At 59.8% G+C, this 25,945-nt stretch carries 23 protein-coding genes; 6 read left to right on the forward strand and 17 right to left on the reverse strand.

All coding sequences use genetic code 11. From position 1 onward, the window contains the following. Positions 1 to 9 precede the first annotated feature (9 nt). Positions 10 to 1,317 (reverse strand): MFS transporter, encoded by a 1,308-nt coding sequence (locus tag BPHY_RS12010; RefSeq protein WP_012401743.1) that lies wholly within the window; start codon positions 1,315 to 1,317, stop codon positions 10 to 12. A gap of 176 nt (positions 1,318 to 1,493) precedes the next feature. Continuing rightward, positions 1,494 to 2,351, reverse strand: a complete 858-nt coding sequence (locus BPHY_RS12015; RefSeq protein ID WP_407671132.1) for a putative hydro-lyase — start codon at positions 2,349 to 2,351, stop codon at positions 1,494 to 1,496. Between the two features lie 143 nt (positions 2,352 to 2,494). On the opposite strand from BPHY_RS12015, the gene BPHY_RS12020 reads away from it, so the two are divergent. Further along, positions 2,495 to 3,427: a LysR family transcriptional regulator gene (locus BPHY_RS12020; protein WP_012401745.1), complete on the forward strand. Its 933-nt coding sequence runs from the start codon at positions 2,495 to 2,497 to the stop codon at positions 3,425 to 3,427. 67 nt (positions 3,428 to 3,494) lie between these two features. On the opposite strand, the gene BPHY_RS12025 is transcribed toward BPHY_RS12020, so the two are convergent. From BPHY_RS12025 to BPHY_RS12040, 4 genes are all read right to left on the reverse strand, one after another. Further along, complete coding sequence (locus BPHY_RS12025) at positions 3,495 to 4,790, reverse strand: NAD(P)/FAD-dependent oxidoreductase (RefSeq protein WP_012401746.1); 1,296 nt, start codon at positions 4,788 to 4,790, stop codon at positions 3,495 to 3,497. A gap of 2 nt (positions 4,791 to 4,792) precedes the next feature. Beyond that, a complete protein-coding gene (locus BPHY_RS12030; protein WP_012401747.1) occupies positions 4,793 to 5,551 on the reverse strand; it encodes an amino acid ABC transporter ATP-binding protein in 759 nt (252 codons plus the stop codon). Then, positions 5,548 to 6,204 carry an amino acid ABC transporter permease gene (locus BPHY_RS12035; RefSeq protein ID WP_012401748.1) on the reverse strand — a complete coding sequence of 219 codons (657 nt, stop codon included), beginning with the start codon at positions 6,202 to 6,204 and terminating at the stop codon, positions 5,548 to 5,550. The genes BPHY_RS12030 and BPHY_RS12035 overlap by 4 nt, the downstream gene beginning before the upstream one ends. An 81-nt stretch (positions 6,205 to 6,285) precedes the next feature. Further along, positions 6,286 to 7,056, reverse strand: coding sequence for an ABC transporter substrate-binding protein (locus BPHY_RS12040; protein ID WP_012401749.1), 771 nt, complete (start codon positions 7,054 to 7,056; stop codon positions 6,286 to 6,288). Between the two features lie 162 nt (positions 7,057 to 7,218). Between BPHY_RS12040 and BPHY_RS12045 the strand changes: the two genes are divergently transcribed. Continuing rightward, positions 7,219 to 8,025, forward strand: coding sequence for an IclR family transcriptional regulator (locus BPHY_RS12045; protein ID WP_012401750.1), 807 nt, complete (start codon positions 7,219 to 7,221; stop codon positions 8,023 to 8,025). 453 nt (positions 8,026 to 8,478) lie between these two features. On the opposite strand, the gene BPHY_RS12050 is transcribed toward BPHY_RS12045, so the two are convergent. Together BPHY_RS12050 and BPHY_RS12055 are read right to left on the reverse strand one after the other, a co-directional pair. Next, positions 8,479 to 8,919 carry a VOC family protein gene (locus tag BPHY_RS12050; protein WP_041763581.1) on the reverse strand — a complete coding sequence of 147 codons (441 nt, stop codon included), beginning with the start codon at positions 8,917 to 8,919 and terminating at the stop codon, positions 8,479 to 8,481. A 31-nt stretch (positions 8,920 to 8,950) separates the two neighbouring features. Then, positions 8,951 to 9,286 (reverse strand): hypothetical protein, encoded by a 336-nt coding sequence (locus BPHY_RS12055; protein ID WP_041763582.1) that lies wholly within the window; start codon positions 9,284 to 9,286, stop codon positions 8,951 to 8,953. A 317-nt stretch (positions 9,287 to 9,603) separates the two neighbouring features. On the opposite strand from BPHY_RS12055, the gene BPHY_RS12060 reads away from it, so the two are divergent. Together BPHY_RS12060 and BPHY_RS41715 are read left to right on the forward strand one after the other, a co-directional pair. Continuing rightward, positions 9,604 to 10,719: an extracellular catalytic domain type 2 short-chain-length polyhydroxyalkanoate depolymerase gene (locus tag BPHY_RS12060; RefSeq protein ID WP_244257564.1), complete on the forward strand. Its 1,116-nt coding sequence runs from the start codon at positions 9,604 to 9,606 to the stop codon at positions 10,717 to 10,719. A gap of 159 nt (positions 10,720 to 10,878) precedes the next feature. Next, positions 10,879 to 11,220 (forward strand): hypothetical protein, encoded by a 342-nt coding sequence (locus tag BPHY_RS41715; protein ID WP_012401754.1) that lies wholly within the window; start codon positions 10,879 to 10,881, stop codon positions 11,218 to 11,220. A gap of 106 nt (positions 11,221 to 11,326) precedes the next feature. Here the strand turns inward: BPHY_RS41715 and BPHY_RS12065 are convergent, their stop codons facing one another. Next, on the reverse strand, positions 11,327 to 11,641 hold the full coding sequence (locus tag BPHY_RS12065; RefSeq protein ID WP_041763583.1) for a DUF4148 domain-containing protein: 315 nt from the start codon (positions 11,639 to 11,641) through the stop codon (positions 11,327 to 11,329). On the opposite strand from BPHY_RS12065, the gene BPHY_RS12070 reads away from it, so the two are divergent. Then, on the forward strand, positions 11,640 to 11,966 hold the full coding sequence (locus BPHY_RS12070) for a hypothetical protein (RefSeq protein ID WP_041763584.1): 327 nt from the start codon (positions 11,640 to 11,642) through the stop codon (positions 11,964 to 11,966). The genes BPHY_RS12065 and BPHY_RS12070 overlap by 2 nt on opposite strands. A 461-nt stretch (positions 11,967 to 12,427) precedes the next feature. Here the strand turns inward: BPHY_RS12070 and bcsS are convergent, their stop codons facing one another. Both bcsS and BPHY_RS12080 read right to left on the reverse strand, forming a co-directional pair. Continuing rightward, the gene (gene bcsS / locus BPHY_RS12075; protein ID WP_052306109.1) at positions 12,428 to 13,153 is read right to left on the reverse strand and encodes a cellulose biosynthesis protein BcsS; all 726 of its coding nucleotides are present in this window, start codon (positions 13,151 to 13,153) and stop codon (positions 12,428 to 12,430) included. A gap of 17 nt (positions 13,154 to 13,170) precedes the next feature. Further along, positions 13,171 to 15,321, reverse strand: a complete 2,151-nt coding sequence (locus tag BPHY_RS12080) for a glycosyltransferase family 2 protein (protein ID WP_012401757.1) — start codon at positions 15,319 to 15,321, stop codon at positions 13,171 to 13,173. 180 nt (positions 15,322 to 15,501) lie between these two features. On the opposite strand from BPHY_RS12080, the gene bcsZ reads away from it, so the two are divergent. Beyond that, positions 15,502 to 16,611, forward strand: a complete 1,110-nt coding sequence (gene bcsZ, locus BPHY_RS12085) for a cellulose synthase complex periplasmic endoglucanase BcsZ (protein ID WP_052306080.1) — start codon at positions 15,502 to 15,504, stop codon at positions 16,609 to 16,611. A 323-nt stretch (positions 16,612 to 16,934) separates the two neighbouring features. On the opposite strand, the gene BPHY_RS12090 is transcribed toward bcsZ, so the two are convergent. The 6 genes from BPHY_RS12090 to BPHY_RS12115 all read right to left on the reverse strand — a co-directional run bounded on the left by BPHY_RS12090 (position 16,935) and on the right by BPHY_RS12115 (position 25,710). Then, positions 16,935 to 18,650 (reverse strand): GMC family oxidoreductase, encoded by a 1,716-nt coding sequence (locus BPHY_RS12090; RefSeq protein WP_012401759.1) that lies wholly within the window; start codon positions 18,648 to 18,650, stop codon positions 16,935 to 16,937. A 94-nt stretch (positions 18,651 to 18,744) separates the two neighbouring features. Next, the gene (locus BPHY_RS12095) at positions 18,745 to 19,584 is read right to left on the reverse strand and encodes an ABC transporter permease (RefSeq protein ID WP_012401760.1); all 840 of its coding nucleotides are present in this window, start codon (positions 19,582 to 19,584) and stop codon (positions 18,745 to 18,747) included. Between the two features lie 4 nt (positions 19,585 to 19,588). Next, positions 19,589 to 20,851 (reverse strand): ABC transporter permease, encoded by a 1,263-nt coding sequence (locus BPHY_RS12100; protein ID WP_012401761.1) that lies wholly within the window; start codon positions 20,849 to 20,851, stop codon positions 19,589 to 19,591. An 11-nt stretch (positions 20,852 to 20,862) separates the two neighbouring features. Then, on the reverse strand, positions 20,863 to 21,900 hold the full coding sequence (locus BPHY_RS12105) for a polyamine ABC transporter substrate-binding protein (RefSeq protein ID WP_012401762.1): 1,038 nt from the start codon (positions 21,898 to 21,900) through the stop codon (positions 20,863 to 20,865). A gap of 35 nt (positions 21,901 to 21,935) precedes the next feature. Continuing rightward, a complete protein-coding gene (locus BPHY_RS12110) occupies positions 21,936 to 23,027 on the reverse strand; it encodes an ABC transporter ATP-binding protein (RefSeq protein WP_012401763.1) in 1,092 nt (363 codons plus the stop codon). Between the two features lie 184 nt (positions 23,028 to 23,211). Continuing rightward, positions 23,212 to 25,710 (reverse strand): CoA transferase, encoded by a 2,499-nt coding sequence (locus BPHY_RS12115; protein ID WP_012401764.1) that lies wholly within the window; start codon positions 25,708 to 25,710, stop codon positions 23,212 to 23,214. Positions 25,711 to 25,945: the final 235 nt, after the last annotated feature.

Below are 25,945 nucleotides of genomic sequence, written 5' to 3' on the forward strand. Positions count from 1 at the left end.
GCGTGCGGTTCAGGCCGATTCGAGTTCACGGCCGCGTGTTTCGGGCAGCGTGAGCGCGGCGATGATCAGCACGCCATACGCGGCCACCGCGAACAGGCCGATGCTCGCGCCGAGGCCGAAGCGGCTCGACAGCGTGCCGATCAGCACGGGGAACAGTGCGCCGATCGCACGGCCGACGTTGTAGCAAAACCCCTGGCCGGAGCCGCGCACACGGGTCGGAAAGAGTTCGGTGAGAAACGCGCCCATCCCGGAGAAGATGCCCGACGCGAAGAAACCGAGCGGAAAGCCGAGCCACAGCATTGACGCATTGGTGAGCGGCAAAGACGTGTACGCGAAAGCAATTGCCATCGAACCCAGCGCGAACAGAATGAAGTTCGGTTTGCGGCCAATGCGGTCCGTGAGCCACGCGCTGCACAGATAGCCCACATACGAACCCGCGATGATCATCGCGAGATAGCCGCCCGTGCCCATCACGGTCAGATGACGCTCGGTCTTGAGAAACGTCGGCAGCCATGTCGTGATCGCGTAGTAACCGCCCTGTGCGCCCGTCGTGAGCAGAGCGGCGCGCAGCGTCGTCGAAAGCAGTCTGGGCGAGAAGATTTCGGTGAAACGCGGCGTGTCATGCGTGTGTTTCTGGTGGACCTTTGCGTGCTCGAATACTTCGGGTTCTTTCACGTAGCGGCGGATGAAAAGCACAAGCAGCGCCGGCACAAGGCCGATCAGGAACAACGCGCGCCACGCGATTTCCGGCGCCATCACGGAAAACAGCACGGCGTAGAGCAAAGCGGCCATGCCCCAGCCGAGCGCCCAGCCCGACTGAACGAGACCGACCGCCTTGCCCCGATCGCGTGCACGGATCACTTCGCCGATCAGCACGGCGCCCGCCGTCCACTCGCCACCGAAGCCAAAGCCCATCAACGCGCGCGCCGCCAGCAACTGGCCGTAGTTCTGCGCGAGCCCGCACAATGCAGTGAACACCGCGAACCAAAGCACGGTGAGCTGCAGAGTGCGCACGCGGCCAATGCGATCGGACAGAATTCCCGCGATCCAGCCGCCGAGCGCCGAGGACAGCAACGTCATGGTGCCGATGAAGCCGGCGTCGGCGAGCGAGATGCCCCATGTTGCGACGAGTGTCGGAATGACGAACGACAGCATCTGCGTGTCCATGCCGTCGAGCATGTAGCCGACCTTGCAACTCCAGAACGCGCGACGGGCGCGCGGACTGGCTTCGGCGTACCAGGAAAGCGCTTGCGTGTCTGCCGTTGTGTTCATGTCGGCGGCATCGTCGACGTTTGCCGTGAGTGTCTTGCTGTCCATCTGTTGCTCCCGTGGATAGACGCATGAGTAACAAGCGAAGCCGCGCACGAGCGTAGGGATGCGTCATTCCCTCCGGGCTGGATGGCCGGATGGCTTCGAGATACAGCGAGTGATGCTTCGAATCGGCTGGCGGCGCGGCGATAGCGCGATGTCAGCCATACGCACCGCCGGAGCGATCAGAAGATGGCCAGCGACGCGTTGGTGATATCCGTCATCAGCATGTGCCCCGGCGCGTGCGCGATGGCGAGCGGCAGCTTCGCGGCCATCAGCGCGGTTTGCGGCGTCACGCCGCACGCCCAGTACACCGGCAACTCGCCTGCGCGGATCGTCACTGCATCGCCGAACTCAGGGCGTGCGAGATCGGCGATACCGAGTTCCGCCGGATCGCCGATATGTACGGGCGCGCCATGCACGCCCGGAAAGCGGCTCGTGATCTGCACGGCGCGGATCGCGTCGGCGCCGCGCAACGGGCGCATCGACACGACGAGTTCGCCGCCGAACACGCCCGCGCGCCGATTCGCGATCGTGGTGCGGTACATCGGCACGTTGCGGCCTTCTTCGACGTGACGCAGCCCGATGCCTTCCTTTGCGAGCATGTGCTCGAACGAGAACGAGCAGCCGATTGCGAACACGACGAAATCGTCCTGCCAGAGCGTTTCGATCGATTCGACACGTTCGCTCAGCTCGCCATCGCGATAGACGTTGTAGGCGGGCACGTCGGTGCGGATGTCGATATCACGCCCGAGCACCGGCACGCGGAAATCACCCGGCTCGCCCACGCCGAGCAGCGGACACGGCTTAGGATTCGCGTGGCAAAACCGCAGGAAATCGTGCGCGTGCGCGGCGGGCAGAATCGCGAGATTGGCTTGCGCGTAGTCGCCGCAATGGCCGGCCGTCGGCCCACGGAAGTCGCGATGACGTACAGCTTGGCGGAATTCGAATGGAGTCATGGTATCGGCGTGCTCGTGCGGATAGCTCTGGTTCGTCTGCGTACAACTTGAAGGGTGCGAAGCGTTGGTTCTGCGCTCAGACAAAGCATAGAAAAGAAGAAAATTTGACGCCAACTAGTTTTATTTGCGTCGAATGAATAGAATTTCTTAACGCATTCGCGGGTTTTCCCGGATCGCGTTGAGATTTTTGGAACAGTTCTTGTTGTTGCCCGAGCGGCCTTCGGCTTATGAATACGCGATTTCTCGAGACTTTCGTCACGCTGGCCAAGCTGCGCAGCTTCCGCACCACGGCGACCGCGTTGCACGCCACGCCCGCTGCGATCTCGCAACGGCTGAAGGCGCTGGAAGACGAATTGCAAACCACGCTCGTCGATCGTGAGAGCCGCGACTTCCGCCTCACGGCGAACGGCGAGTATCTGCTTGGCTATGCGAAGGCCGTGGTGGAGGCGACGCGTCAGTTGCAGGCCGCGGCCTCACACGAAGGGGCGATGCGCGGCAAGCTGCGGCTCGGCGTGATCGAGACGGTCGTGCATAGTTGGCTCGCCGATTACATGCGACGCCTCGCGGACGACTTTCCGCAACTCGAAGTCGAACTGGCTGTGGACGTGAGCGTGGTGTTGCAGCGGCGGCTGATGGCGGGCGAGCTCGATCTGATAGTTCGCGTGGAAGGCAGCGACGAGGAATCCGTGGTGTGCGATGCGCTTGCCAACTATCCGGTGCACTGGATAGCACGCGCGGGTCTACTGCCGCTTTCGCGCAGCGGGCTCGCCAAGCGTGTGTTGCGTCATCCGATCCTGACGTTCGGGCGCGGAACTGCGCCGCATCGAGCGCTGGAGGACATCGTCGGCAAGCTGGCGCTCGCGAATGGCGTACCGCTCGCGGACACGCGCATTACGGGCTCGCCGTCGATTTCGGTAATCGTGCAACTCGTGCGTGATGGATTCGGCGTGGCGGCGATTCCGCGTCTTTTCGTCGACGATCTGATCGCGCGCGGCGAGGTGGTGGAGTTACCTTTGCAGCCTTCGCCACCTTCCATCGTGGTGTCGATGTCGCGACGCTCGGACGCGCCACTGTTCGTGCACGGCGCAGCGAACGCGGCGCGTACGGCATGTCATGAATATTGCGCAGCCGGGGATCCGCGCCTGATTGAGCGCCTGTAAAGCCGGGGCACGCGCACGTCTGTTGAGGAAATTGACAGTGTGAACATGGGGACCGGGGAACGGTGCGTCACGCGATGGCGTCCATCAAGCGGTACCACGCCACCCCGGCAGTGATGTAAAAACGCTGCAGTTCGTGAAAGAGAATCGGCCTCACCGGTGTCACGGCAAACGGGAATGATGCAGCTGATTCTTCACACATGCGTGCGGCAAGGTGCTTGCCGACCGTTGTTGCCATCGCGATGCCACGTCCGTTGTAGCCGAGCGCGATGCTCAACCCCGGCGCGGGCTCATGAATGTGCGGCAGAAAATCCGCAGTAATCGCGACACGCCCCGCCCATCGGTATTCATAGCTGACCCCCTTCAGTTGCGGGTACATCAGCTCGACCGCGCGTTCCAGATGCGCCCAATCGCCGTTGGCTCGGGGCTCGGAGAACGGTCCACGCCCGCCCATCAGCAGACGCCCGGCCGCATCGCGCCGAAAGTACAACAACAGACGACGCGAATCCGAGGCCACCTCCCCGCCACGCAGGATGTCGTCGCCGAACCCGCGTGCGAGCGGCTGCGTCGCGACGATAAAGCTGTTCGCCGCGATCACCGACTGCCGCAAGCCTGGCCACAGCGCGCCCGTATAACCGTTGGTGGCAATCACGACCCGCTGCGCTTCGACGACGGCCCCACCCTGCGTCTCGACACGCCACCCGCGCTCATCGCGCACCAACCGGGACACGGACGTTCGCCCATGGACTGCAACGCCGAGCGATTGCGCGGCGCGCGCCAGCCCGCGCACATAGCTGAGCGGCTGGATACATCCTGCGCGATGATCAACCCATCCGCCGATATAGCTCGCTGTGCCGAGCCGCCGTGACACCTGCGCGCCGTCAAGCAGACTGATCTTCACGCCTCGCGCCTCCCATTGACGGGCGCGGCGCATCACCGTGCCGAGCATCGCGGGCGACGGAGCAGGTTGAATCCAGCCGCGCCGAATCGCGCTGCATTCGATGCCGTACCTGTCAATCAGGTCGAACACGTTGTCCGCCGCCGCGCCAACCGTCTCGACGAGGCGATTGCCTGCGGTTTCGCCGAAGCGCTGCACGAGTTCGTCAGGGTCGTACTTCAAACCTGGAATCACCTGGCCGCCGTTCCGGCCCGATGCGCCCCAACCCGGCTCAGCCGCGTCGAGCACGCATACTTTCACGCCGCGTTCGGCCAGGTGCAAGGCTGTCGACAGTCCCGTAAAACCCGCACCCACGATCGCTACATCGAATGACGCGGATTCGCGAAGCGGCGGCGTGTCGGGCGCGGGCTGCGCCGTCGCGGCCCATAGCGAATCGGGGAGAGCGGACCCCTCTTTCACTTCGGTCATGTTCAGTTCTGGTTTGCAGTAGGGTGAGCGTCGCTGGACGAAAGCAGGCGCCGCAGGAATTCCTGTGTGCGCGGATGCCGGGGTTCCGTCAGCACATCGCGTGCGGGACCTGTTTCGCAGATCGTGCCGCCGTGCAGGAAGCACACGCGATCGGCTACCTCGCGGGCAAATGCCATCTCATGCGTGACGACGACCATCGTCATGCCGTCGCGCGCGAGCGAGCGCATCACGTTGAGCACTTCGCCGACGAGCTCGGGATCGAGCGCGGAGGTCGGTTCATCGAACAGCAAGGCTTCCGGCTCCATCGCAAGCGCTCGCGCAATGGCAACACGCTGCTGCTGGCCGCCCGACAGTTCCGACGGATACGCATTCATACGGTGCGAAAGTCCGACCTTGTCGAGCAGTTGCCGCGCCCGCTCACGGGCCTGCGCGATGGGCGTGCGACGCACATAGACGGGGCCTTCCATGACGTTTTCGAGCGCCGTCCGATGCGCAAACAGATTGAAGCGCTGAAACACCATCCCTACGCGCATGCGCAACTCGTGAATGTTCTTCGCGTGCGCATCGACGCGCACACCGTCAATCGTGATCGTGCCTGCATCGTAGGTCTCGAAACCGTTGATACAGCGCAGCACCGTCGACTTGCCCGAGCCCGACGGTCCGATCAGGCATACGACTTCACCCGCCTTTACGCTCAGGCTCACGCCCTTGAGCACTTCCTGATTGTGAAAGCGCTTGTGTATTGCGTTGATCTCGATCATCGGCTTTTCCTCAAGGCGAGCCGCTTGCCGATCTGGTTGACGCCGAACATCAGCGGCAGGCTCAGCACCAGGTAGAGCAGCGCGACGAGCGTGTAGACCGTCATGTTCTGGAACGTCGACGATGCAATCAGTTGCCCGGCGCGCGTAATTTCAGCGACGGTGATCGTCGATGCCACCGAGGAATCTTTCAGCAGCATCACCAGCGTATTGCCGTAAGGCGGCAGCGCGATCCTGAAGGCCTGCGGCAACACCACGCGCCGCATGATCAGCGGGCCGCGCATGCCGATCGCGTGCGCGGCTTCGATCTGCCCGTGATCGATCGCCTCGATGCCCGCGCGGAAGTTCTCAGCCTGATACGCCGAGTACGCGATACCGAGACCGATCACGCCAGCCTGGAACGCCGACAGTTGCACGCCCAGGTCGGGCAGCACGAAGTAGATATAAAACAGCTGGACGATGATCGGCAGCCCGCGAATCAGATTGATCACGGTGCTGCCGAACGTCGATGCCGCGCGGTTGCGCGACACCTTCAACAGCGCCAGCACGAGACCGAGAATGGAGCTGAGCACAAATGCACAGGCTGTGATCTCGATGGTGATGACAGCGCCCTTCAGCAGGATCGGCAGAAAGTCGATTGCGTTCTGCAAAAACATCGCGGCTCCCGACACGCATGGCAAATCGTCCGCGCGCGTTCACACGCGGACAGTTTCGAATGCAGCGATACGGCTGCCCTGTCAGCCCATGTGCCACTTCTGCAGAATCTGCTGCAGCGTGCCGTCGGCCTTCATCTTCCTGATCGCGGCATTAAGCTGCTCGAGCGTTGCGGTGTCGCCCTTGCGCACGATGAAGCACACCTGTCCCTTCACTGCCGACTGGTATTCGGGCACGAGCCGGACCTGCGCATTGGCGCCCTGCTGCAGTTGATACGCGACAATGGGCTGATCCGCGAAGCCAGCCTTGATGCGCCCGAGCGCGACGTCGCGCATGATGTCCGCGACCGAATCGTAGGTGCGCACTTCCTTGAAGATGCCTTTCTTGTTGAGCGCATCGACGAACGCGGTCCCGACCTGCGCGCCCACTACCTCGCCCTTGAAGTCATCCATCGACGTGTAGTGGCCCTTGTCGTCCGCTTTCACGACGACACCTTCGCCGTACGAATAGACGGTGTCCGAGAAATCGACGATCTGCTGGCGTGCTGGCGTCTTGAGCATCGCAGCCGAAATGATGTCGATCTTCTGAGTGGTCAGCGACGGAATCAGCGCCGAGAACACATTCTGCTGCACGTCGACGTTGAAGCCCGCCGCTTTGCCCGCGGCGGTGATCGCGTCGACCATCATGCCCTGGATTGAATTCGTCTTGACGTCGAGAAACGTGAACGGCACGCCCGTGGCCGTTGCGCCGACCTTGTAGGTCGGTTCGGCGGCATTTGCGGCACCGGATGAAATCGCGAAAGCTGCGGCAAGACCAGCTGCGAACAGGGTGAAGCGTTTGACGAACGTATCCATGCATATCTCCGGGCAGGAGCCGGCGTGTCAACACGCGCCGGCTGATTTCATGTTGTGACCGCCGGACCATCATAATCGAATCAAAAAAATCGCCACGAGATTTTTGCGTATCGATATTCGATACGATAAGATGCGATATCGCGTTCGGGATTTGAGACGACCATGGATATTTCGCCTGCAGACGACGGCGCCCAGAGCGGCTCCGACCTGCTTTTCAACCAGTCGCTGGAAAAAGGTCTGAACGTGTTGCGCGCGTTCAGCGCAAAGCGCCGCACGATGACGCTGGCAGAAGTTGCGGAGGCAGCGTCGATGTCGAAGAGTTCGGCGCAGCGGATGGTCTACACGCTCGAAAAGCTCGGCTATATCCGCAAGCATCCGTTGACACGCCGCTATCAACTCACGCCGCGCGTGATGCAGATCGGCTTCAACTATCTCGCCGCGGACACGCTGATTGACGTTGCCAATCCGTTCCTGTCGGAACTGACGAACAACACGGGCGAGACGACGAATCTGACCGAACCGGACGACGATGAGATGGTGTACGTGTCGCGCTTCGTATCGACCAAGTTCGTGCCGATCCACATGCCGATCGGCAGCCGCATCCCGATGTATTGCACCGGCAGCGGGCGTGCGTATCTGAGCGCACTGCCCGTCGACGAGGCACTCACGCGCCTGGAACGGATGAACCGGGTGGCGTTCACGGCGAACACCATGACGGATCTCGCGACGCTCGGCGAAAGGCTGGCTGAGGCGCGTCAGCAAGGCTATGCGACGAACCGCGAAGAGCTGTTCATCGGCGATATGTCGATCGCCGCACCCGTGATCGGCAGCCAGGGGCGTCCCGTGGCTGCCGTCCATGTCGTGGCGCCCACAAGCAGATGGACGTTCGAGGATGCGCGGCAGAAGCTCGCCCCCGCCGTTATCGATTGCGCGAGAGGTATCACCAACTCGATCCGGACGCTGGAGTAGCAGTCGGCTGGCGACGGTGCTGACTGCAGCGTCCTCTTGCAAGACGAGCGGCCCACTCGTCGTCAAAGGACGATCGTAGGCAGTTAAAACCAAGCCATCTATCTCGCAGCAAACGCTCTATCGTCTCCCTGTCCGATTCAGCAAACACCACCTCGAAGCGATGAACATCGTCGCGACGCCAATCGAGAACTGAGTCGCGCAACAAATGTAGATAGATCTCCAGTTCTGACTGCGGCAACATCGGAAGGAAGGCACGTGGCGGCTGATTGGCGACATGTTGACCAGTCAACGAGGAGGAATGCGAAATGGACATGATTCGCGTCGGAATCGATCGCGCCAAAAACGTCTTCCAGGTTCATGGAGTGGCCGAACGCGAATGCCCCGCTCGAGGGGTTTGCGACCGCTCATGCGAGGTTCCCAATGCTTACGTCCTTTGGCATTCGCTCGGGAAGTCTACTGCCCGAGCTCTTCGGCGAGCCCGATGAGAATACCCTCGGGACCCCGGATGTAGCAGAGCCGATAGGTGTCTGCGTATTGCACGACTTCGCCGACGAGGGTCGCGCCGCGTCTGCCGAGGCGGGCGAGCGTATCGTCGATGTCCTCGACGGTGAACATGACGCGTAGGTAACCGAGAGCGTTCACTGGGGCGCCGCGGTGATCGGCGACTGCGGGAGGCGCAAGAAATCGGGATAACTCGAGCCGGCCGTGACCGTCCGGCGTACGCATCATGGCAATCTCGACGCGCATGCCGCGCAATCCAGTAACGCCATCTGCCCACTCGCCTTCGATCGGGGCGCGTCCCTCGAGCTCAAGGCCAAGTTCGGTGAAGAACGCAATGGCCGCATCGATGTCGGCTACCACGATGCCGACGTTGTCCATACGCTTGACCGTCACAATGTCTCCTTCGTCTAACTTGATATCAACGTCAGCACACCTTGCCACGGCTGGCAAGAGTCCCGACCCATTCGCTCCCCGGCTCGTTGAGCGAATGTGCACCATCGCCATCTGGTCCGAATGGGATGCATGCTGGAAGCGATCTGCCGTGCTCGTCAGGACACAGCCAGATCTCGTGCAGATACCCTAGGGCGTCACTCATCTTAAGTGTCTCCAAGACTAGCAATATCGTCGCCACACGCTTGAGCAGGTAGAACACCGCATTGTTAACGATCTGCGCGGGCAATGTCGCAAGGCTGTTTTTGGCCGAGTCGAGAAATCCACCAGCTGCCACCAGCGGTCTACCCCGGTTCGCGTTGAACATCATACTTCCGTGGCCGACCTCCCAATCAAGCGTCCCGCAGCACAAATGGCTCGCGTGAATTATTTTGTCAGCGAGAAATCTGCGACTGGACCGTTCTCACCCCGCGCCCAAGGTTGCGGTCGCAAACATTGCAGGAGCGATTCTTGCTCTATCGGCGTATCACCGCGCGCATCGCACACGGCAATCGTCGTTTCGCACCTTTATCACTTGTGTAAGCGAGTCTTAGGCGAAACCTGAGATGGCCGTAGTTCGACGGGCGCTCCGACGTGGAGACGGCAATGAGGACGATGATGTCAGGCCTACGGTTAGCGGCGGCAGCTATGTTAGCAATCAGCCTCGCCGGGTGCGGCGGTGGCGATTCGGTCAGTACGGATGCCGGTGCAGCATCTGCGAAGGCGTTAGCCGCAACCGGGAGCCCCGCTGCGGACGGTGGATCGGTCGCGTCCAACCTCACCAAACTTCAGCGCTACCAGATCGACCCGACGAAAATCTTCGTCGCGGGTATTTCGTCTGGCGGTTTCGCGGCAGTGCAGATGCACGTTGCCCACTCTTCCACCTTCAAAGGGGCCGCTGTCTACGCTGGCGGAGTGTACTGGTGCGCTGGTGCCGGTGGGGCCGCGACAGCTTTGGCAAACTGTGGTGGCTTGACGCTTCCGTCGAATCAGGCGTCGTACAACAGCACGCTTACTGTATCCGAGGCGTATCTTGACGCGCAGTCGTCCCTCGGCACCATCGACCCGGCAACGAACCTGCGTGGACAACCCGTCTACCTCTGGTCCGGCACGCAAGACGAGGTCGTCAATCCGCTTGAGATGGCCGACCTCAACCTGGAATACCAGCGCTATGGGGCCAACGTTCACTTCGACAATGCATTTCCCGCCGAGCACGGCTGGGAATCGCCGGATGGCGAACTTGCATGCGGCACGCTCGGGAGTCCCTACATGGTGCGCTGTTTTTCGGCAAATGGTGCGGTCTACGATTCAGTGGAAACGTGGCTGACGATGTTCCTCGGCCCCTTGAAACCGCGTAATAACGGAAAGCTCTCCGGTACGCTTTCTTCGTTCGATCAGACGGAGTTCGGGGCGTCTCCAAACCTTTCGATGAGTTCGACGGGGAGCGTTTTTGTTCCCAAAGCCTGCGCGCAAGGGAAACAGTGCGGATTCGTGCTGGCCCTTCACGGCTGCCTGCAGGAGGCATCGCTTATCGGAAACCGCTGGGTCACCGAGGCCGGCATCAATGAATGGGCCGATACGAACGCACTCGTGGTCGTGTATCCCGACACGATTGCGTCGTCTGCGCCAGGGCCGACGAACCCGAACGCATGCTTCGACTGGTGGGGTTACTCCAATCAATACGACCCGAACTATGCACTCAAGAGCGGCTTGCAGATATCGGTGCTCTACGCGATGGTGCAGCGCGTGACTGGCCGACCGTAGGGCCCGTCGTGGCACGGTTCAATCGGTCGCAACGAGATTTGTCCGGCTGGACCGAGCCCTCGTGGCGAGCCTGGCCATTACGTGAACTACCCGATGTACATGGCGGCCACCCATGCGCTCTTCGTGGGCGCTTTCCGTTGAAACCATGACAGCCTTCGTATGAGCGACAACGACACGAACGATGACCATCCTGCAAGCAAGATTGCCGAGGCGCTCGATTCGCACCAACGGCGCTGTCGCGTACGAATCGCTCGTGTGTGCCCAACCCCAATTCCGCGCGGAGGCTTTTGTTACGCTAACGCCTTGCAGTTTCCCGTTCGACGCTACGCTCATGCAATTGCGCACGCCCGCGCCAATGTGTTCATCGATATTCCGAAAATTCAAAGATTCACGCTTCATTACCGGATCCTCTTCAAAGCTGTCGCGACTTCGAACGGCAAACGCCGGTGCTTGACGGCTACTGCAAGGCCAAACCCCTGGCGCGTGCATCAACTGCGCTGAAGCGAATTCACCGTTTTAGAAACGGGAACAATGTGGGACTAGTGCCGCAATGCGTGCACAAGCGAGTCGGCGGATTGGGGCGGGCGGCCGGAAGCATGTCGCGCGTTCAATGGTGAGCGTAGATCGACTGCGCGTCGTTCGACGCGAGCGGCGCGCCGGCCTGCGAGGAGCCCGTCGTTACACCGCCAAACGACGTCCCCTCGGGCGTTTGGTTTTGCGCCGCGACCTTCGCCTCAGCCGCCTGAATGTCGCCGGGATAGTACAAATTGTTCGTCCCTGGACGATAACCGGCCTGTTCGAGCCGGACGAGATCGGCTTGCACCTCGGCTCGGGTCACCGGCGCATTGGTGGTCTGGGCAAACACGAATGTAGGCGCGCTCAGCGCAGAAGCAATCAGTATGGCCTTGATCAGAGCTTTCATGATGGTCCCCTTTGAGAACGTAGTGGCCACATTCACCATGAACGAGGCCTTGAACCTCTTCATCGGCGTCGACGAAGAGTCACCTCCATTCTGGGCAGCGGCACCTGTCCCGATGCTGACCCACTCATTACAAGATCGTTACCTGTTCCAGCGGTCAGTCGCAAATATCGTCCGGGTGTCTCACACGGGTTCGATCGCCGCCCTGCCGAACGCGAAACAAGTTCGCGGCTTCTTCGCCAGCGTAGATCTTCGTCGCGCCGGCTTGAGTGAATGGCTTCGAGACAGGATTGCTGCTGCATCCGAGCCCACCCCAGTGCCGAAATAGCTGAGATGGAAGTTGCGCGCGAAATCGATCGCTTTTGAAGACCGGTCGTTTAAGAGACGGGCAGGCTCAATGGATTGATAAGCCCAATCGACCGCCGATATGCGAATGTCAGGTAAGCGACGCGCAGCTGCCTTACCAGGACGGATACCCGAATGACGGGAATCGCCGACTTTTGCGCGTAGCTCGTCGGTCAGGTTCCGGATGCCATACGTCGACCGAGGCCGCGTGAAAACACAAAAGCATTCGGTTTTCGGCTGTCGCTTTACCCTTTCCGAGTCGCCACCAGCCCGTTATGCGGCGATGAAGGGTCGACGTTTAAAAATGCATCAGGCAGAGCGCGTTTTCGCACGCCCTTGACCCAGTCCCGACATTCCATTTCGCTGCAGTCAAGGACAGCTAAAGGATGAAACGGACTTTCGACTAACGCCGCGCGTGAGAAAATGGGAACCGACAACATTACCCTAGAATGACTTGGTAACCTCCACACCGCCGTAGAACGAACGAGACTGCCCTGTTGTCTTCTTCACCCCGGTATAAAAGCCGAGATCAAGCCCGGTTCCGATGCGGATCCCTGTGAGTACAAGACCGCCTTGGTTCGTGTGGTAGTTCGGATCGCCGTGCCTCGAAAACTCGACCCCCGCCCACGCGGTACCAAACGCCCGATGCAGCAAGCGGACACGCGTCCAGTATGATGCCGGCCCGACCGTATAGACGCCGATGCCGCCGAAGGACCAGTCGTTACCGAAGCGCTCCTCGCCCTGTACCCCAAGCGAAAGACCGAATTGTGATCCATCCGCCTTGGCGTCCGCGCCGTCGGGCGACACACGATTGTTCCGGAAATGGACGCCCGCAGATGCCTGGAACCATCCCTGCTGCCAGGCCGTCTGGAGCCCGAGCGCGCCGTCGAGGGCCTCACCGTGTACCTTCACGGTCTCCCCGTTCTTCCCGTATTGATAGTAATAGTCGCTGAGCGCGAGGCGCTGGATCACGTACTGGCTGGAAAACAGCGGCGTAGTTTCGCCAATGAACTCGTTGCGTTCGCCTTGCCCTGCAATCGTCGCGCCGCCAAAAATCAGGGACGCGGCCGTTGCCGGCTGAGATCCACTGAAGAGAGCAGCGGCGAGAATACTGGCGACGGCGATGAAAGGTCTCGTGAGGCGTGAGGGAACAGCGTTGATCTGAATCATTCTAGTGCGTGCTTCGTTCATGCGTTGGCGGCTGCCGTTGCGTTATAGAGATACATGGGCCCGGTGGGTGTTTCCAGAGTACCGTCCGGTGACAGGTGAACTTGTCTTCGATCGATTCCGGCTCCGTCCAAAGTTTGCAGTTCGACGCTTTCGGTGGATTCCATCAGCGAACAGTTACTGATAATTAAAATGCCGCCGTTGTGCGCATCGTCGGCGATCACTACCGGGACCGCTTGTCCCGGATTTCCTGCGTCGATTCGTGCTGCACTCCAACGCGGATCGCCTCCGCGCGTGTTATCTGCATACGCAGCCTGCCCAGAAAGACGCGCCAGGAAAGTTGGACGCTGGTCCGTCATTTGTCCGAGATCGAATTGCAGGCTGCTGCCGAACAGGAAGCGTTCGAGCGGGGCGCTCGCCTGCGCATTCGGCCAGTTGAAACGGAGTCCGAGTGCTGGCTGGTCGCCCGGCTTCATGCCCTCTCGCCAGATGAACGTTACTGTTGCTGGCACCGGTACGACGAGGTTGGGCAAATGGACGACCACGTCGACTGAACTCTGCTGCGATATGTCGTGCAGCACGGCACCTTTGTACAAGGCACCCGCGGCCGAGAGATCCTCCGTGAATCCGAGGCATTCTGAGTGTCCGAGTTTCAGAGTGATCGGTACATGTACCGGGAAGCGATATTCGGCGCGACGATTGCGTGCGCGTCGATGGCTGAACCATGCAACGACGGTTGCTGTGGCTATTGTCGTCAGCGCCCATACTGCGTTGGCGATTCCGGCGCCAACGGGCAGGCTGCCATCCCATATCCGGTATATCCCGACGGGAATGCTCAACAAGGTAACCGCCGCGACCATTAACGAAGGGGACAGCCACAGCCATGCCTTGCCAGCCAGTGACAACTCCTTGCTCGTAACCGAAAATTTTGTTCTCTTGCGGAACAGGCCCGTCGTCGTCGACATGAACGCGAAAAAGCGAGACATGCCGTACTGCTCGCTCAGAAGCAATGCTCCATAGCCGCGTGCCAGTTCGAGGTACATCGCCATTGAAAGCAGGTAGTACAGGAAGAACCACCCCAGGAACTGCCCCATTGGTGCAACTATGGGCAGCAGCCCGAAGAAGAACACGATGGGAGGCGTGACGAAAAAGACGAACTTCTGCCATCCCTCGAAGTAGATCAACATCGACGCCATGTAATTGAGGCGCTGTGCCAGTGTGAGGCCGGAGCTCCACAGCACGCGCTCCCGTCGCAGCACCTGCATACCGCCGACACCCCACCGGATACGCTGCTGAAGATATGTGTCCAGGCTGTGCGGCGCGAGCCCGAATGCAAGCGATTCAGGGTAATAGACCGATTTGTACCCAGCCTTATGCAGAAGGATTGACGTGTGGATATCCTCGGTGACCGTTTCGGTGGCGAAGCCGCCGATGCGCTCAAGAGCCGAACGCCGCAACACCGCACAACTGCCGCAAAAAAACGCGGCATTCCAGCTATCCTTGCCTCGCTGGATTACCTTGAAGAACAACGATTGCTCGTGCCACACGCGTCGTCCGATCTGCCTGTGACTAAAGGAGTCGACGTTGTAGAAATCCTGCGGCGTTTGTACAAATCCGACACGTGGGTCAGCGAAGAAGCCGATCACCTTGGTGAGAAAGTCCTTACGAGCCGCATGATCGGCATCGAAGATCGCAATAAACTCGCCCGAGCTATGCTTCAACGCATGGTTCAGGTTGCCTGCCTTGGCGTGTGCGTTCTCGCCCCGGGCAAGATAATCGCAGCCCAGTTCCGCCGCGAGTTCACGCATTTCGATCCGATTTCCATCATCAAGTAGCCACGTCTTATGCGGGTATTCAATGTTGCGTGCGGCAAGCAACGTGCGGCGCACGAGTTCCACCGATTCGTTGTAGGTCGGAACGAATACGTCCACGCTCGCATTGGAAAGCGGCTGCTCTGGCACACGCACCGCGAGCCGGTAGGTCATCAGCGCATACAGGAGTCCCGTAACGAAGCCAAACAGTTCCGCTACATACAAGGCAATCGAGAACAGCGGCAACTGCCAGTTAATCGTCGTGAAACGCCAGCCGAAATACAGGAAGCCGGCGAGCACGTACGCAACGACAAGGACCGACACGTAGAATGGCGGCTTCTCGATGAGCGGTGTTTTCATGGTCAATCGATGCGTAAATGGACAGCGGAGGGAACGAGGAGCGTCTGTAATCTGTTAACGGCACCCTTTCAAGACGCTGAAGTAACCGATAGAAAATCGGTAGTTCTTGCGCTGACAAGGTGTATGCGAAGGAAAAGATTACTCACGCAAAGGTTTGCTCGAATCCCAAAATGTGGCGCCGTGAGGCGCCTTGTTGGGCTCGCGGTGGCTTGCCTGCAGGTCAGCGTTGCCGCACACGCCGATTGTCGCTGGCCCTTATGGGAGCGCTACGCGCAGCAACAGATCTCGAAAGACGGACGCATCGTTGAGCCGGGAAAAGGCGATCGCACGACCTCTGAGGCACAGGCCTATGCAATGTTCTTTGCAGTGGTGGGGGACGATCGGGTGCGATTCGACAGCTTGCTCAACTGGGCGCTCGCTCACACGTGGGCGACGACGGGACACCCTCCCGCGTGGCTATGGGCGAAGCGTGCCGACGGCACCTTCGACGTCCTCGACGACAATTCGGCTACGGATGCCGACCTCTGGATGGCTTATGCAATGCTCGAGGCGGCGAGGCGGTGGTCGGAGCCGCGCTACCGTGCACTTGGTCTGCGGCTGCTCGATCAGATCACGGCCACCGAGGTCGTGTGGCAGGACGAGACATCAGCCTTTCTCATTCCAGGTCGGCTCGGTTTCCGGTTGAGTGAACATGCATATTTGGTGAATCCTAGCTACGCGCCGATCCAGCTTCTTCGCCGCTTCATAAAAGAACAGCCGCACGGACCTTGGGTATCGGTCTTGAACCATCAGGTCGATCTCCTGGTCGCCAGTGCCCCGCAGGGGTTCGTTCCAGATTGGTATCGCTTCGACACATTCAAAGGCTACATGCTCGAACCAAGCAAAGGGCCGACCGGTGGCTTTGATGCGGTACGAACGTACATGTGGGCGGGCATGCTTGACCCGACGGATCCCGCGCGTGGCGAAGTCATTCCAGCCTTGTCCGGTATGGCGGACCTGGTTGCACAGACAGGCCGCATGCCGCTTTACGTCAACATCGAATCGGGCGAGACCTTCGATGAAGGTTCAGCCGGGTTTCGGGCTGCGGTCATTCCATTGTTATTCGTGACCGGGCACCCGAGCGCAGCCAGTCGGCTCGCACAGGAGACGAAAGTCATGCAACAGGCGCGTGAGTGGGATGGTCTCCATTATTACGATCGCAACCTGCTGTTGTTTGCAGCAGGCTGGCTGGAAGGCAGGTATCGTTTCGATCACGAGGGCACACTACAACTCAAGCCGTGCAGGCCTTGATCGTCGCAGCCAAGCTACGGGCCGGTGCATGTTCGACAGAACTTTGATATCGCGGCAACCGATCTGCGTCCGCTGTTTGATCGCAGAGCCGCCATCGAACGGCCACATAATCGACGGCGAGTGCCTGGATACTGGCCGAATCGAGCCGACTGCGAATGCCTCAAACCGACCCACATCAGCCAATCGCCTCGAACGGATGAACGACCGCTTTGACAGAACGATCCGCCATCTGAATGTGCATGAAATCTCCGTACAGGCTGGGTTGGCCGCTATCCGGTACACGTATCCCCGACACCCAGCGGCCTTGCCGTGCGAGTACTCGGTCAGTACGCGTTCTTCACGTCGAGAACCTCCCGCGAATATGCCTCTGCGCTCGTATCTTTTCGCATTCTGTCCGCCCGGATCATCTCGCTGGCGCGTTCGGCGATCATTAACGTCGGCGAGTTGGTATTGCCCGACGTGATGACCGGCATGATTGAAGCATCGACCACCCGTAAGCCACATACACCATGCACGCGTAGACGGGAATCTACCACCGAGTCCGGATCATCTCCTCTTCCCATTCGGCAGGTTCCCACCGGATGAAAGATGGTGGTTCCGACATTGCCAGCCGCATGCCGCAATTCTTCTTCGGTCTGAAACTGGATCCCAGGAAGGACCTCCCGAGGACGAAACCGTTCCAGGGCCGACGCCGCAACAATACGCCTCGTCAATCGCAGTGCGTTGGCCGCAACATGAAGATCGTGCTCCGTGGAAAGATAGTTGGGCGCAATTCTGGGTGCCGTCTCGGGATCACTCGACGTGATGTGTACACTGCCCCGTGACGACGGCCGCAAATGACAAACTGACGCCGTAAACGCGTCGAACGAATGCAGCGGCTCGCCGAACCGTTCGAGCGAAAGCGGCTGGACATGGTACTGCACATCGGGGCGCCTCAGCGTCTTATCGTCCGGATCCGACTTCGCAAAGACGCCAAGCTGCGAAGGCGCCATCGCCATCGGCCCGCTTCTGAAGAGCCCATATTCGAAGCCGATCATTAATTTGCCCCACCAGTGAGCGCTGAGGGTGTTCAAGGTCCGCACACCGTCCACCCTGAAGGCTGTGCGCAATTGCAGATGATCCTGCAAATTCTCACCCACACCGCGCAGATCTTTTATCACTTCGATGCCAAGCTTTGCCAGACGATTGATGTCCCCAATCCCTGACAACTCAAGCAATTGAGGCGAATTGACGGCACCGGCGCACAAGATCACTTCATGCCGCGCCCTGGCCACACGGTACTCGTCACCAACGCGGAACTCAATGCCGGAACAGCGCTGGTTCTTGAACACGAGTCGCTGCGTCTGCGCATTCGTGAGGATAGTCAGATTCTTCCGATTTGCGGCAGGGCGCAGGTATGCCTTCGACGCATTCCACCGGATGCCATGCCTCTGATTGACATCGAAATACCCGACGCCGGTATTGTCTCCACAATTGAAATCGTCCGTTGCGGGTATGCCGGTCTGTTGTGCGGCTTGTGCAAACGATTCGAGAATGTCCCATTTCAATCGTTGCTTTTCCACGCGCCACGGGCCGCCTGCACCATGAGCATCGCTTGCGCCCCCGTGATAGTCCTCGCTCTTCTTGAATGCGTCGAGAACCGAATCCCATCCCCATGAGTGGTCGCCCGTTATACGAGCCCAATCGTCGTAGTCCTCCCGTTGACCGCGCATGTAGATCATGCCGTTGATCGACGAGCAGCCGCCCAGCACCCGGCCTCGCGGATAAGCCAGCGCCCTGCCGTTGAGCCCCGGCTCCTCGGATGTCTTGTAACGCCAGTCGGTCCGTGGATTCCCGATGCAGTAGAGATAACCCACCGGTATATGAATCCAGTGATAGTTATCCTTTCCGCCCGCCTCTACCAGCAGCACAGACACGTCATTATCTTCGCTCAGGCGACTGGCGACCACGCAGCCGGCCGTACCTGCTCCGATCACGATGTAGTCGAACTCGCCGGACGATTGCTTCGATCGGGTTCCGTCGATCTTTTCTGCTGACATCACGCCTCCTGCTTGTTGTGCATATCGATTTCACTCTGTTGCGCAACGCCTGCGGCCTCGAAAGCCGGTTCGACGATCGCAATCCCCGACATCGTCAACTCGCCGTCTGCCTCGCGACTGATCTGGAACGCAGCCATTCCATCGTAATGAGCAGCAGACTCGAAAAGACGATCAAAATTGAGGCAAGCGCGGCGATCGTCGGCGTGATGCTTTCGCGAATCCCGATGAACATCTGAAGCGGGAGTGTTCCCTGAGTCGGGCCGGCAATGAACATGGTGATCACGACGTCGTCCAGCGAGGTCGCGAACGCGAACAACGCTCCGTAAATCACGCCAGGGGCGATGATTGGCAATGTGACCGAGAAGAACGTCCGCACGGGCGACGCGCCCAGGCTCAGGCTAGCCCGTACATAGTTGTGGTTGAAGCCGGCAAGCGTGGCGTTGACCGTGACCACGACAAACGGCGCGGCGATCACCGTGTGCCCGAAAATCAGCCCGGCATAGGTGCCAGACAATCCCCATCGCGCAAACTGCAGATACATTCCGACGCCGGTAACGATCACCGGCACGATCATCGGCGAGATCAGAACGGCGACCAGCACGCCCTTGCCCTTGAACGACGCCTTGTTCAGTCCCAATGCCGCCAGCGTGCCCAGGACGGTCGCGAGCACCGTCGCGATCGGCGTCACAATCAAGCTATTGGCGCCGGCGCGCGTCCATTCCACAGCCGTGAAGAGGTTGTGATACCACCTTAATGAAAACTGGTGTATCGGATAAACGAGGAATGAGTTCTCGTTAAACGAAAGTGGCATGATCGCCAGTATCGGCAAGATCAGAAACAGGAGAACCATGACATTGCCTGATCGCAGAACGTAGTGCCACACAATTTCCGGCGTCGACATGTAGGGTGCGAAACGTGGAACGTTGGTTTTCATGATGCTAGGCCACCTTCAGTTCTTTACCGACGACCCTTCGATAGACGCTGAACAGGATCAGCGTCACTAGTAGGAGAACCGCGCCAAGCGCACACGCCATGCCCCAGTTCAGGGCCATGTTGGTGAAATACGCGATGTAGTAGCTGACCATCTGATCGCCTGCACCGCCTAGCAACGCTGGCGTGATGTAATAGCCCAGCGCGGTGATGAACACCAGCAGGGCGCCCGCCCCGACACCGGGAAGCGTCTGCGGCACATAGACCTTGCAGAATGCCCCGAACGGATGACTTCCAAGAGAGATCGCGGCTTTTGTATAGCTCGACGGGATGGACTTCATGACGCTGTAGAGTGGCAGAATCATGAACGGCAGCAGGATATGGGTCATGGAAATCAGCACCCCCGTCCTGTTGAACAGGAGTGGCAGCGGCGTCGAAATCACATGCAGCGCCATCAACGCCTTGTTGACAAGACCCGCTCCCTGGAGAATCACGATCCACGCCGAAATCCGAACGAGAATCGACGTCCAGAACGGAAGCAGCACGAGGATCATCACGAGATTCGCCTTTCGTGCCGGCAGAATCGAGATCCAGTAGGCGAGCGGAAAACCCAGTAACAGCGCCGCGAGCGTCACCAGTCCGCTAATCACGAAGGTACGCATGAACACTGCGCGGTATGCGGATGCACCGTTCTCTACCGGCGTGATGCGACCATCAGGCGTTTCTCGAAAGTCGATCGTGGCGAGGAGATACTGGCTCGTATAACGTGATGATTCGTTGGCGATCGCTCGCCAGTAAATCGCGTCTGCCCAGCGGGAGTCGATATCGATCAGGCGTTTCTTTACCTCCTGTGCGGAAAGCGCCGCATCGTTATCCCCAAAAGGAAGCGCACTGGTCGTCTTGTAAAACAACGAGCGAAAACCATCCTTTTGGCCATTCAGTCTGCCCGCCGCGCTACCCGCCTCGTTATTTCCTCCGTTGCCTTCCACGTCAAGCATCAGCGCACGGTAAGCCTCATCGGGAACGGTCGACTTGCGATCCCAATGTCTCAAGGCCGAGGTTGTCTTCGGTAACGCGTCAACAACCTCGGGACTTTGAATCGAACGCGAGATCATCGACGCGACCGGCATCACAAACACCAGCAGGATAAAGAGGGCAAGCGGCGCCACCAATGCGACCGCAGCGGCTTCCTTACGCAACTGCACGGCTCGCAGTGATTTCTTGAGCTGGCGCGTGTGCCAGCTCTGTTGCTGTGAAGTAATAGCGCTCATGCTTTTTCCCCTTACCTTGCGGCCCAAGCGGTAAAGCGCTGTTCGAGGCCGTCTCCGTGGTCGGTCCAGAACTCGACGCTGCCCGCAATGGCGTTCTTACCGTTCTTGGGAGAATTGGGAAGCGCGGCCAGGATCGTCCCATCGAGTAGCTTGAAAGTCGCCTCGTTTACCGGGCCATACGGGATCTTTTGCGCGAACGTGGCCTGAGACTGCGGTTTAAGTACATACGAAATGTACTTTTCGGCTGCTTCCTTGTTCTTCGAGCCCTTCGGAATCGCGAAGAAATCCAGGTCGTAGATGCTTTGATCCCACGCGATGGCGAGCGCATGGTTACCTTCGCGAACCGCGGCGTCGATACGGCCGTTATAGGCAGTCGACATTGCAACGTCACCCGCGATCAGGAACTGCGGTGGTTGCGCACCCGCCTCCCACCACTGGATGTAGGGCTTGAGTTCGTCCATTTTCTTAAACGCGCGCTCGACGCCCGCAGCAGTGCCGAGCATGGTGTAGACATCCTTCGGCGCCACACCGTCCGCCATCAGCGCGAACTCCAGGTTGTAGCGGGCCTCCTTTTTCATCCCGCGCTTGCCCGGAAATTTCTTGACGTCCCAGAAATCCTTCCAGCCTTGCGGCGTACCCTTGGTCAGCGTCGGGTTGTACGCCAGGACCGTCGACCACACAAATGTTCCAGCCGCACAAGGTGTGACCGATCCGCTCACCAGGTCGCTTTTTTTTGCGATGTTGGACCAGTTCAGCTTCTCGAAGAGGCCATCCTGGCAGCCACGACCGACGTCTGCGGACTCGACCTCCACGACATCCCACGTGACGTTCCTAGCCTCGACCATCGCTTTCACCTTAGCCATGTCGCCGGTGTACTCGATGGCATTCGTCGCAATACCCGTGTCCCTGGCGAACGGTTCTACCCAGGCGGCCTTTTGCGCGTTGCCAACCGCGCCGCCGTAGTTGACGGTCGTCAGTCCGCCGGCAGATGCCGTCGCCGACGAACATGCCAGCAACGCGGCGCAAATCATTTTCAAGTGCGATTTCATGATTCTCTCCTGCTGTGTGGTGCAAACGGAGGATGTCAGTTCAAGATCTTCAGATGGTCTTCGCGGAACGACAGCGCGATCCTGGCGCCCGGATGAGCGCGCGAATGCCCATCGTGATCGAGCGCAACCTTGACGAAACACTCTGTGTCGCCTGGGCCGCGACAACGCAGTCGCACGTGGTCGCCAAAATAGATGGCATCGAGCGTTTCGGCGTGGATGACATTCGCAGTGACTGCCGGGCGAGGTTCGACCGAGAGCCGTTCAGGACGGATGACGGCCATCGCCTGCGTGCCGACTCCGGCGTTTGCGACGTTCAATGCACGCACCGTCGTCCCGTCGGCGAGCCGCAGGCCGCAATATTCGCCGTCCTTTGCGACGACCATGCCCTTCAGCCGGTTGTTATCGCCGATGAAGTTCGCAACGAAAAGATTTCTTGGCGATTCGTACAGGCGATCCACCGTATCGAGCTGCTGGATCTCGCCCTGATCGAACACCGCGACACGATCGGACATCGTTAGCGCTTCGCTCTGGTCGTGCGTGACATAGACGAACGTCAGTCCGAGCGCTTCATGCAAGGCTTTCAACTCGAGTTGCATGTGTTCGCGCAACTGCTTGTCGAGCGCGCCGAGCGGCTCGTCCATCAGCACGAGCTGCGGATTGAAGACCAGTGCGCGTGCGAGGGCGACGCGCTGCTGCTGGCCGCCCGACAGTTGGCTCGGCATCCGCTTGCCCAGCTTCCCCATGCCGACCATTTCGAGCGCTCGCTTGACCCTCGAAGCCTGTTCGTCCGGCGGCACTTTCCGAACCTTGAGCGGATATTCCAGGTTCTGCGCAACCGTGAGATGAGGGAAAAGCGCGTAGTTCTGAAACACCATCCCGATGTTGCGTTTGTGAGGCGGGATCCGGTTGAGCAACTGCCCATCGAGCCAGATCTCTCCATCGGTCGGATACTCGAATCCCGCAAGCATCATCAGGCAGGTGGTTTTTCCCGAGCCAGACGGACCGAGCAAGGTCAGAAACTCGCCTTTCTGAATGTCGAGATTTAGATCTTTAACAACTAACGTTTCGCCGTCGTATGTCTTCTTGACATGCCGAAAGCTAACCAGAGGTTTAGTCTGACCTTGCATGGTTGTCTCCAATATTGAAATTGCCGCATCTCGCCAGTGCGTTCACACTTTGGATGCGTTTCTCATTGATTGGCCCGTTGAAGCGCCCGCGCAAGCTTTTCGTCGTCTGCTGCCACGTTCGGCTTGCACCACGCTTCGCTGGGGAATGCTTGACTTGTAGCCGCTGCGAAACGGAGAAATGCGTCTAGCTGGGCAGATACTCTTCGGACCAGCTATCGCCAACGGCATGCCGCGCCATCAGCATTTCGATCTCGGCATCGCTATATCCGAACTCGCGCAACACGGCGAGCGTCGACGCACCGAATTTCTCAGCCGACGGCAGCGCGCGAATCCGGGCGTGACGCGGGCGGATCGCAAAGGGATCGAGTTGCGTGACGCATCGACCGCTCGGATGGTCCGCATAGACGCTGAATGAATAGCTACCGTTGTCGATCCCGGGACGATCATCGCAAGGCCGGCTGTTGTGCCGGCGCAGATTGCCGATGTTGTCCGGCACCGCCGCAGCGATGTTGGCGGCCTGAAATCGGGTCTGCCAGGTTCCGGCGGAGGCTGTGTCGAGCGCGGACGCGAGAAAGGCAGCCGGATCCTCGGCGGCAGCGATCCCTTTCAGACCGTCCACCCGATCGAGCTTGCCCAGTTCGCGCTCGCTGGTATCCACGTAGATCCAGTTGTCAGCAGCGCGGTAGAAGCGGGACATCGCCGTGAAGCCTTGTGCGTCGCGACCGGACGGCTCATCGAACGGGCGGCGGTTTGCGTAGTCGTACGAGAACGGAACCTGCACCAGATTGCCGAGCGCCGCGAGGGAAGTTCTGGCCCGCCCGGATTCGCCCGTTCTGGCCTTGCGGTACAGGGCGGCGGCAACGCCCAGCGCTGCCGCGAATCCGCACATGACATCGATCGTCCCGACGTGCGCGTGCTCCTCCGGCGTCTGCATGCCACCACCGAACCGCGCCATGATTCCGGTACACGCCTGGATCAGATCGTCGTAGCCGAGATAGTCGGTCCGCGGTCCGCGCCGCGGACCGCCAAAGCAGTCCAGTTGGCAGAAGATCACGCCCGGATTGACAGAACGTAGACTCGCTTCGTCCAGCCCCAACGGTGCCAGTTGCCGATCCGGCGCGTTCATTACGATCACGTCGACGGACCGTGCAAGCCGGTTGAACACCTCACGTCCATCCGGGTGATTCAGGTCGACGAGCACGCTCCGCTTGCCGCGGGCGGAAGACATCCCGAAGACCACCGTATTCCACGGGTCATAATTCGGTCTGACAGGGTCGAGTTTGATGACGTCGGCACCGAACCGGCCGAGAAACGAGGTTGAGTGCGGCCCGGCAATCACGTTGGTCAAGTCGAGGACGCGTACCCCTTCGAGCCACCCCTTCGAGCAGTTTTCAGACGGGGGAGGCACTCCAGCGCTCCCCTGCTCGTCCAGAATGGCCGCGGCTTCCTGGAAGGTCACTATGCGGCGTGACGCCGGTGAGAGCATCAGTTCGGCGCAGTCCTCGAGCCATGAGACCGGACCGGGCTGTTTCATCGCGCCATACTCGAAGTCTTCGACGTCAAGGACCAGACCAGCGGCATTCGCATGATCGTCGTGCAGCCACTCTCGCGTGGTGCGATGCGCAGCGCCCGGGAATCCCCCTTCACCGAAAATCTTCTCCCACTCCGCTGCCGTTTTCGTCAGGAAGACTTCCTTCATGCGCGCGGAAATGCGCTTGGCCCAATGCTCGGGCAACGGATAGACTCCTAGCGAAGCGTCCCCATCCCATTCGGAAATCGGCAGATATGGGTCGTCTACAAGCGGCAATCCGGCCGCCAGCATTTCCTCGTACAGCCCCATCGCCTGCAGGCAGCGCCGCGCGTGCGAGCGGTGCGACGGACACACCGCGTAAAATTTGCGGCCGTCGGCGCACTCGTAGGTGCGATAGAAGGGATCCAGATAGTCCTGCAGGGCCTCATACGACAGATTCATCGGCAGACTATTCGACCGGCGCCGCTCAATCTCCTTTTCACGCAGGGTCTTGTATCGCTCAGGATAGCCTTCAATATGGATTGAGTTGTACGAAAGCCCCTCCATCACGGCTGAAGCCAGGGGGACTTCAATTTCATCTCCGAGGCCGGTGCGCTGCCGCGCCTGCAAAGCCAGAGCGACGGCGGATACACCCAGCATCGTGCCGTAGGCGGAGGCGAGCGGCAAAGGTGAGAAACTCGGGTTGACGCCCATCAATACGCGGTTCTGTCCCATGTCCGTGAATACGCCGGATGCCGAAGCGATGATGGGCTCGAACGCGCGCCATTCGCGCCGCAACTGGTCATTGCTGGCGAAACCCGGCATCGAAAGGGCGATCAGTTGAGGGCTTTTCTCACGCAGCTTTGCGAAGTGCAGGCCAAGCCGCGCCATTACGCCCGGCCGGAAGTTCTCGACGACGATATCCGCGCGATTGATGAGGCTTTTCGCTTCTTCCAAACCACGCTCAGACTTCAGGTCGAGCCTCAGGCAATGCTTGTTACGGTTCAGAACGGCATTGGCCGGACTATCCCAAAGCGGCCCATTCGGAGGATCGACATGAATTACAGTAGCGCCAAGATCCGCAAGAATCATTGCCACGGCCGGGCCCGCAATATACTGGCCGAAGTCGATGACTTTTACGCCGCTGAACGGCAGTTGCTTGCTATTTCCCATAGTCTGCCAAGTCGCCTCCAGACCCGTCGCATCATGCGACCGTCGATCGTCATGTTGTGGATAGACCTGTCACCGTCAGTCATCAGCACCGAGACGCCTGTTTGGTGAAGGTCCGAGTGGATGGACGCAACTTTCGGCCGGAATCCATGGCGCGTAAAGCAATAAAAAAAGCGATGGTGGGTCGGTTTTTTTTATGGCTCAAGCAGACGAGTCGGACGGCAGGACGCCGTGCACC

The organism is Paraburkholderia phymatum STM815 (assembly GCF_000020045.1).
GTDB lineage: Bacteria > Pseudomonadota > Gammaproteobacteria > Burkholderiales > Burkholderiaceae > Paraburkholderia > Paraburkholderia phymatum.

Coding starts and splice junctions, on each gene's coding strand:
- BPHY_RS12095 (WP_012401760.1), bottom strand. CDS start 19,584: ATGAAAACCAACGTTCCACGTTTCGCACCCTACATGTCGACGCCGGAA.
- BPHY_RS12115 (WP_012401764.1), bottom strand. CDS start 25,710: ATGGGAAATAGCAAGCAACTGCCGTTCAGCGGCGTAAAAGTCATCGAC.
- bcsS (WP_052306109.1), bottom strand. CDS start 13,153: ATGATTCAGATCAACGCTGTTCCCTCACGCCTCACGAGACCTTTCATC.
- BPHY_RS12025 (WP_012401746.1), bottom strand. CDS start 4,790: ATGACCGAAGTGAAAGAGGGGTCCGCTCTCCCCGATTCGCTATGGGCC.
- BPHY_RS12090 (WP_012401759.1), bottom strand. CDS start 18,650: ATGTCAGCAGAAAAGATCGACGGAACCCGATCGAAGCAATCGTCCGGC.
- BPHY_RS12040 (WP_012401749.1), bottom strand. CDS start 7,056: ATGGATACGTTCGTCAAACGCTTCACCCTGTTCGCAGCTGGTCTTGCC.
- BPHY_RS12060 (WP_244257564.1), top strand. CDS start 9,604: ATGTTAGCAATCAGCCTCGCCGGGTGCGGCGGTGGCGATTCGGTCAGT.
- BPHY_RS12110 (WP_012401763.1), bottom strand. CDS start 23,027: ATGCAAGGTCAGACTAAACCTCTGGTTAGCTTTCGGCATGTCAAGAAG.
- BPHY_RS12100 (WP_012401761.1), bottom strand. CDS start 20,851: ATGAGCGCTATTACTTCACAGCAACAGAGCTGGCACACGCGCCAGCTC.
- BPHY_RS12035 (WP_012401748.1), bottom strand. CDS start 6,204: ATGTTTTTGCAGAACGCAATCGACTTTCTGCCGATCCTGCTGAAGGGC.
- BPHY_RS12070 (WP_041763584.1), top strand. CDS start 11,640: ATGATGGTCCCCTTTGAGAACGTAGTGGCCACATTCACCATGAACGAG.
- BPHY_RS12030 (WP_012401747.1), bottom strand. CDS start 5,551: ATGATCGAGATCAACGCAATACACAAGCGCTTTCACAATCAGGAAGTG.
- BPHY_RS12020 (WP_012401745.1), top strand. CDS start 2,495: ATGAATACGCGATTTCTCGAGACTTTCGTCACGCTGGCCAAGCTGCGC.
- BPHY_RS12105 (WP_012401762.1), bottom strand. CDS start 21,900: ATGAAATCGCACTTGAAAATGATTTGCGCCGCGTTGCTGGCATGTTCG.
- BPHY_RS12055 (WP_041763582.1), bottom strand. CDS start 9,286: ATGATGTTCAACGCGAACCGGGGTAGACCGCTGGTGGCAGCTGGTGGA.
- BPHY_RS12065 (WP_041763583.1), bottom strand. CDS start 11,641: ATGAAAGCTCTGATCAAGGCCATACTGATTGCTTCTGCGCTGAGCGCG.
- BPHY_RS12045 (WP_012401750.1), top strand. CDS start 7,219: ATGGATATTTCGCCTGCAGACGACGGCGCCCAGAGCGGCTCCGACCTG.
- BPHY_RS12010 (WP_012401743.1), bottom strand. CDS start 1,317: ATGGACAGCAAGACACTCACGGCAAACGTCGACGATGCCGCCGACATG.
- BPHY_RS41715 (WP_012401754.1), top strand. CDS start 10,879: ATGAGCGACAACGACACGAACGATGACCATCCTGCAAGCAAGATTGCC.
- BPHY_RS12080 (WP_012401757.1), bottom strand. CDS start 15,321: ATGAAAACACCGCTCATCGAGAAGCCGCCATTCTACGTGTCGGTCCTT.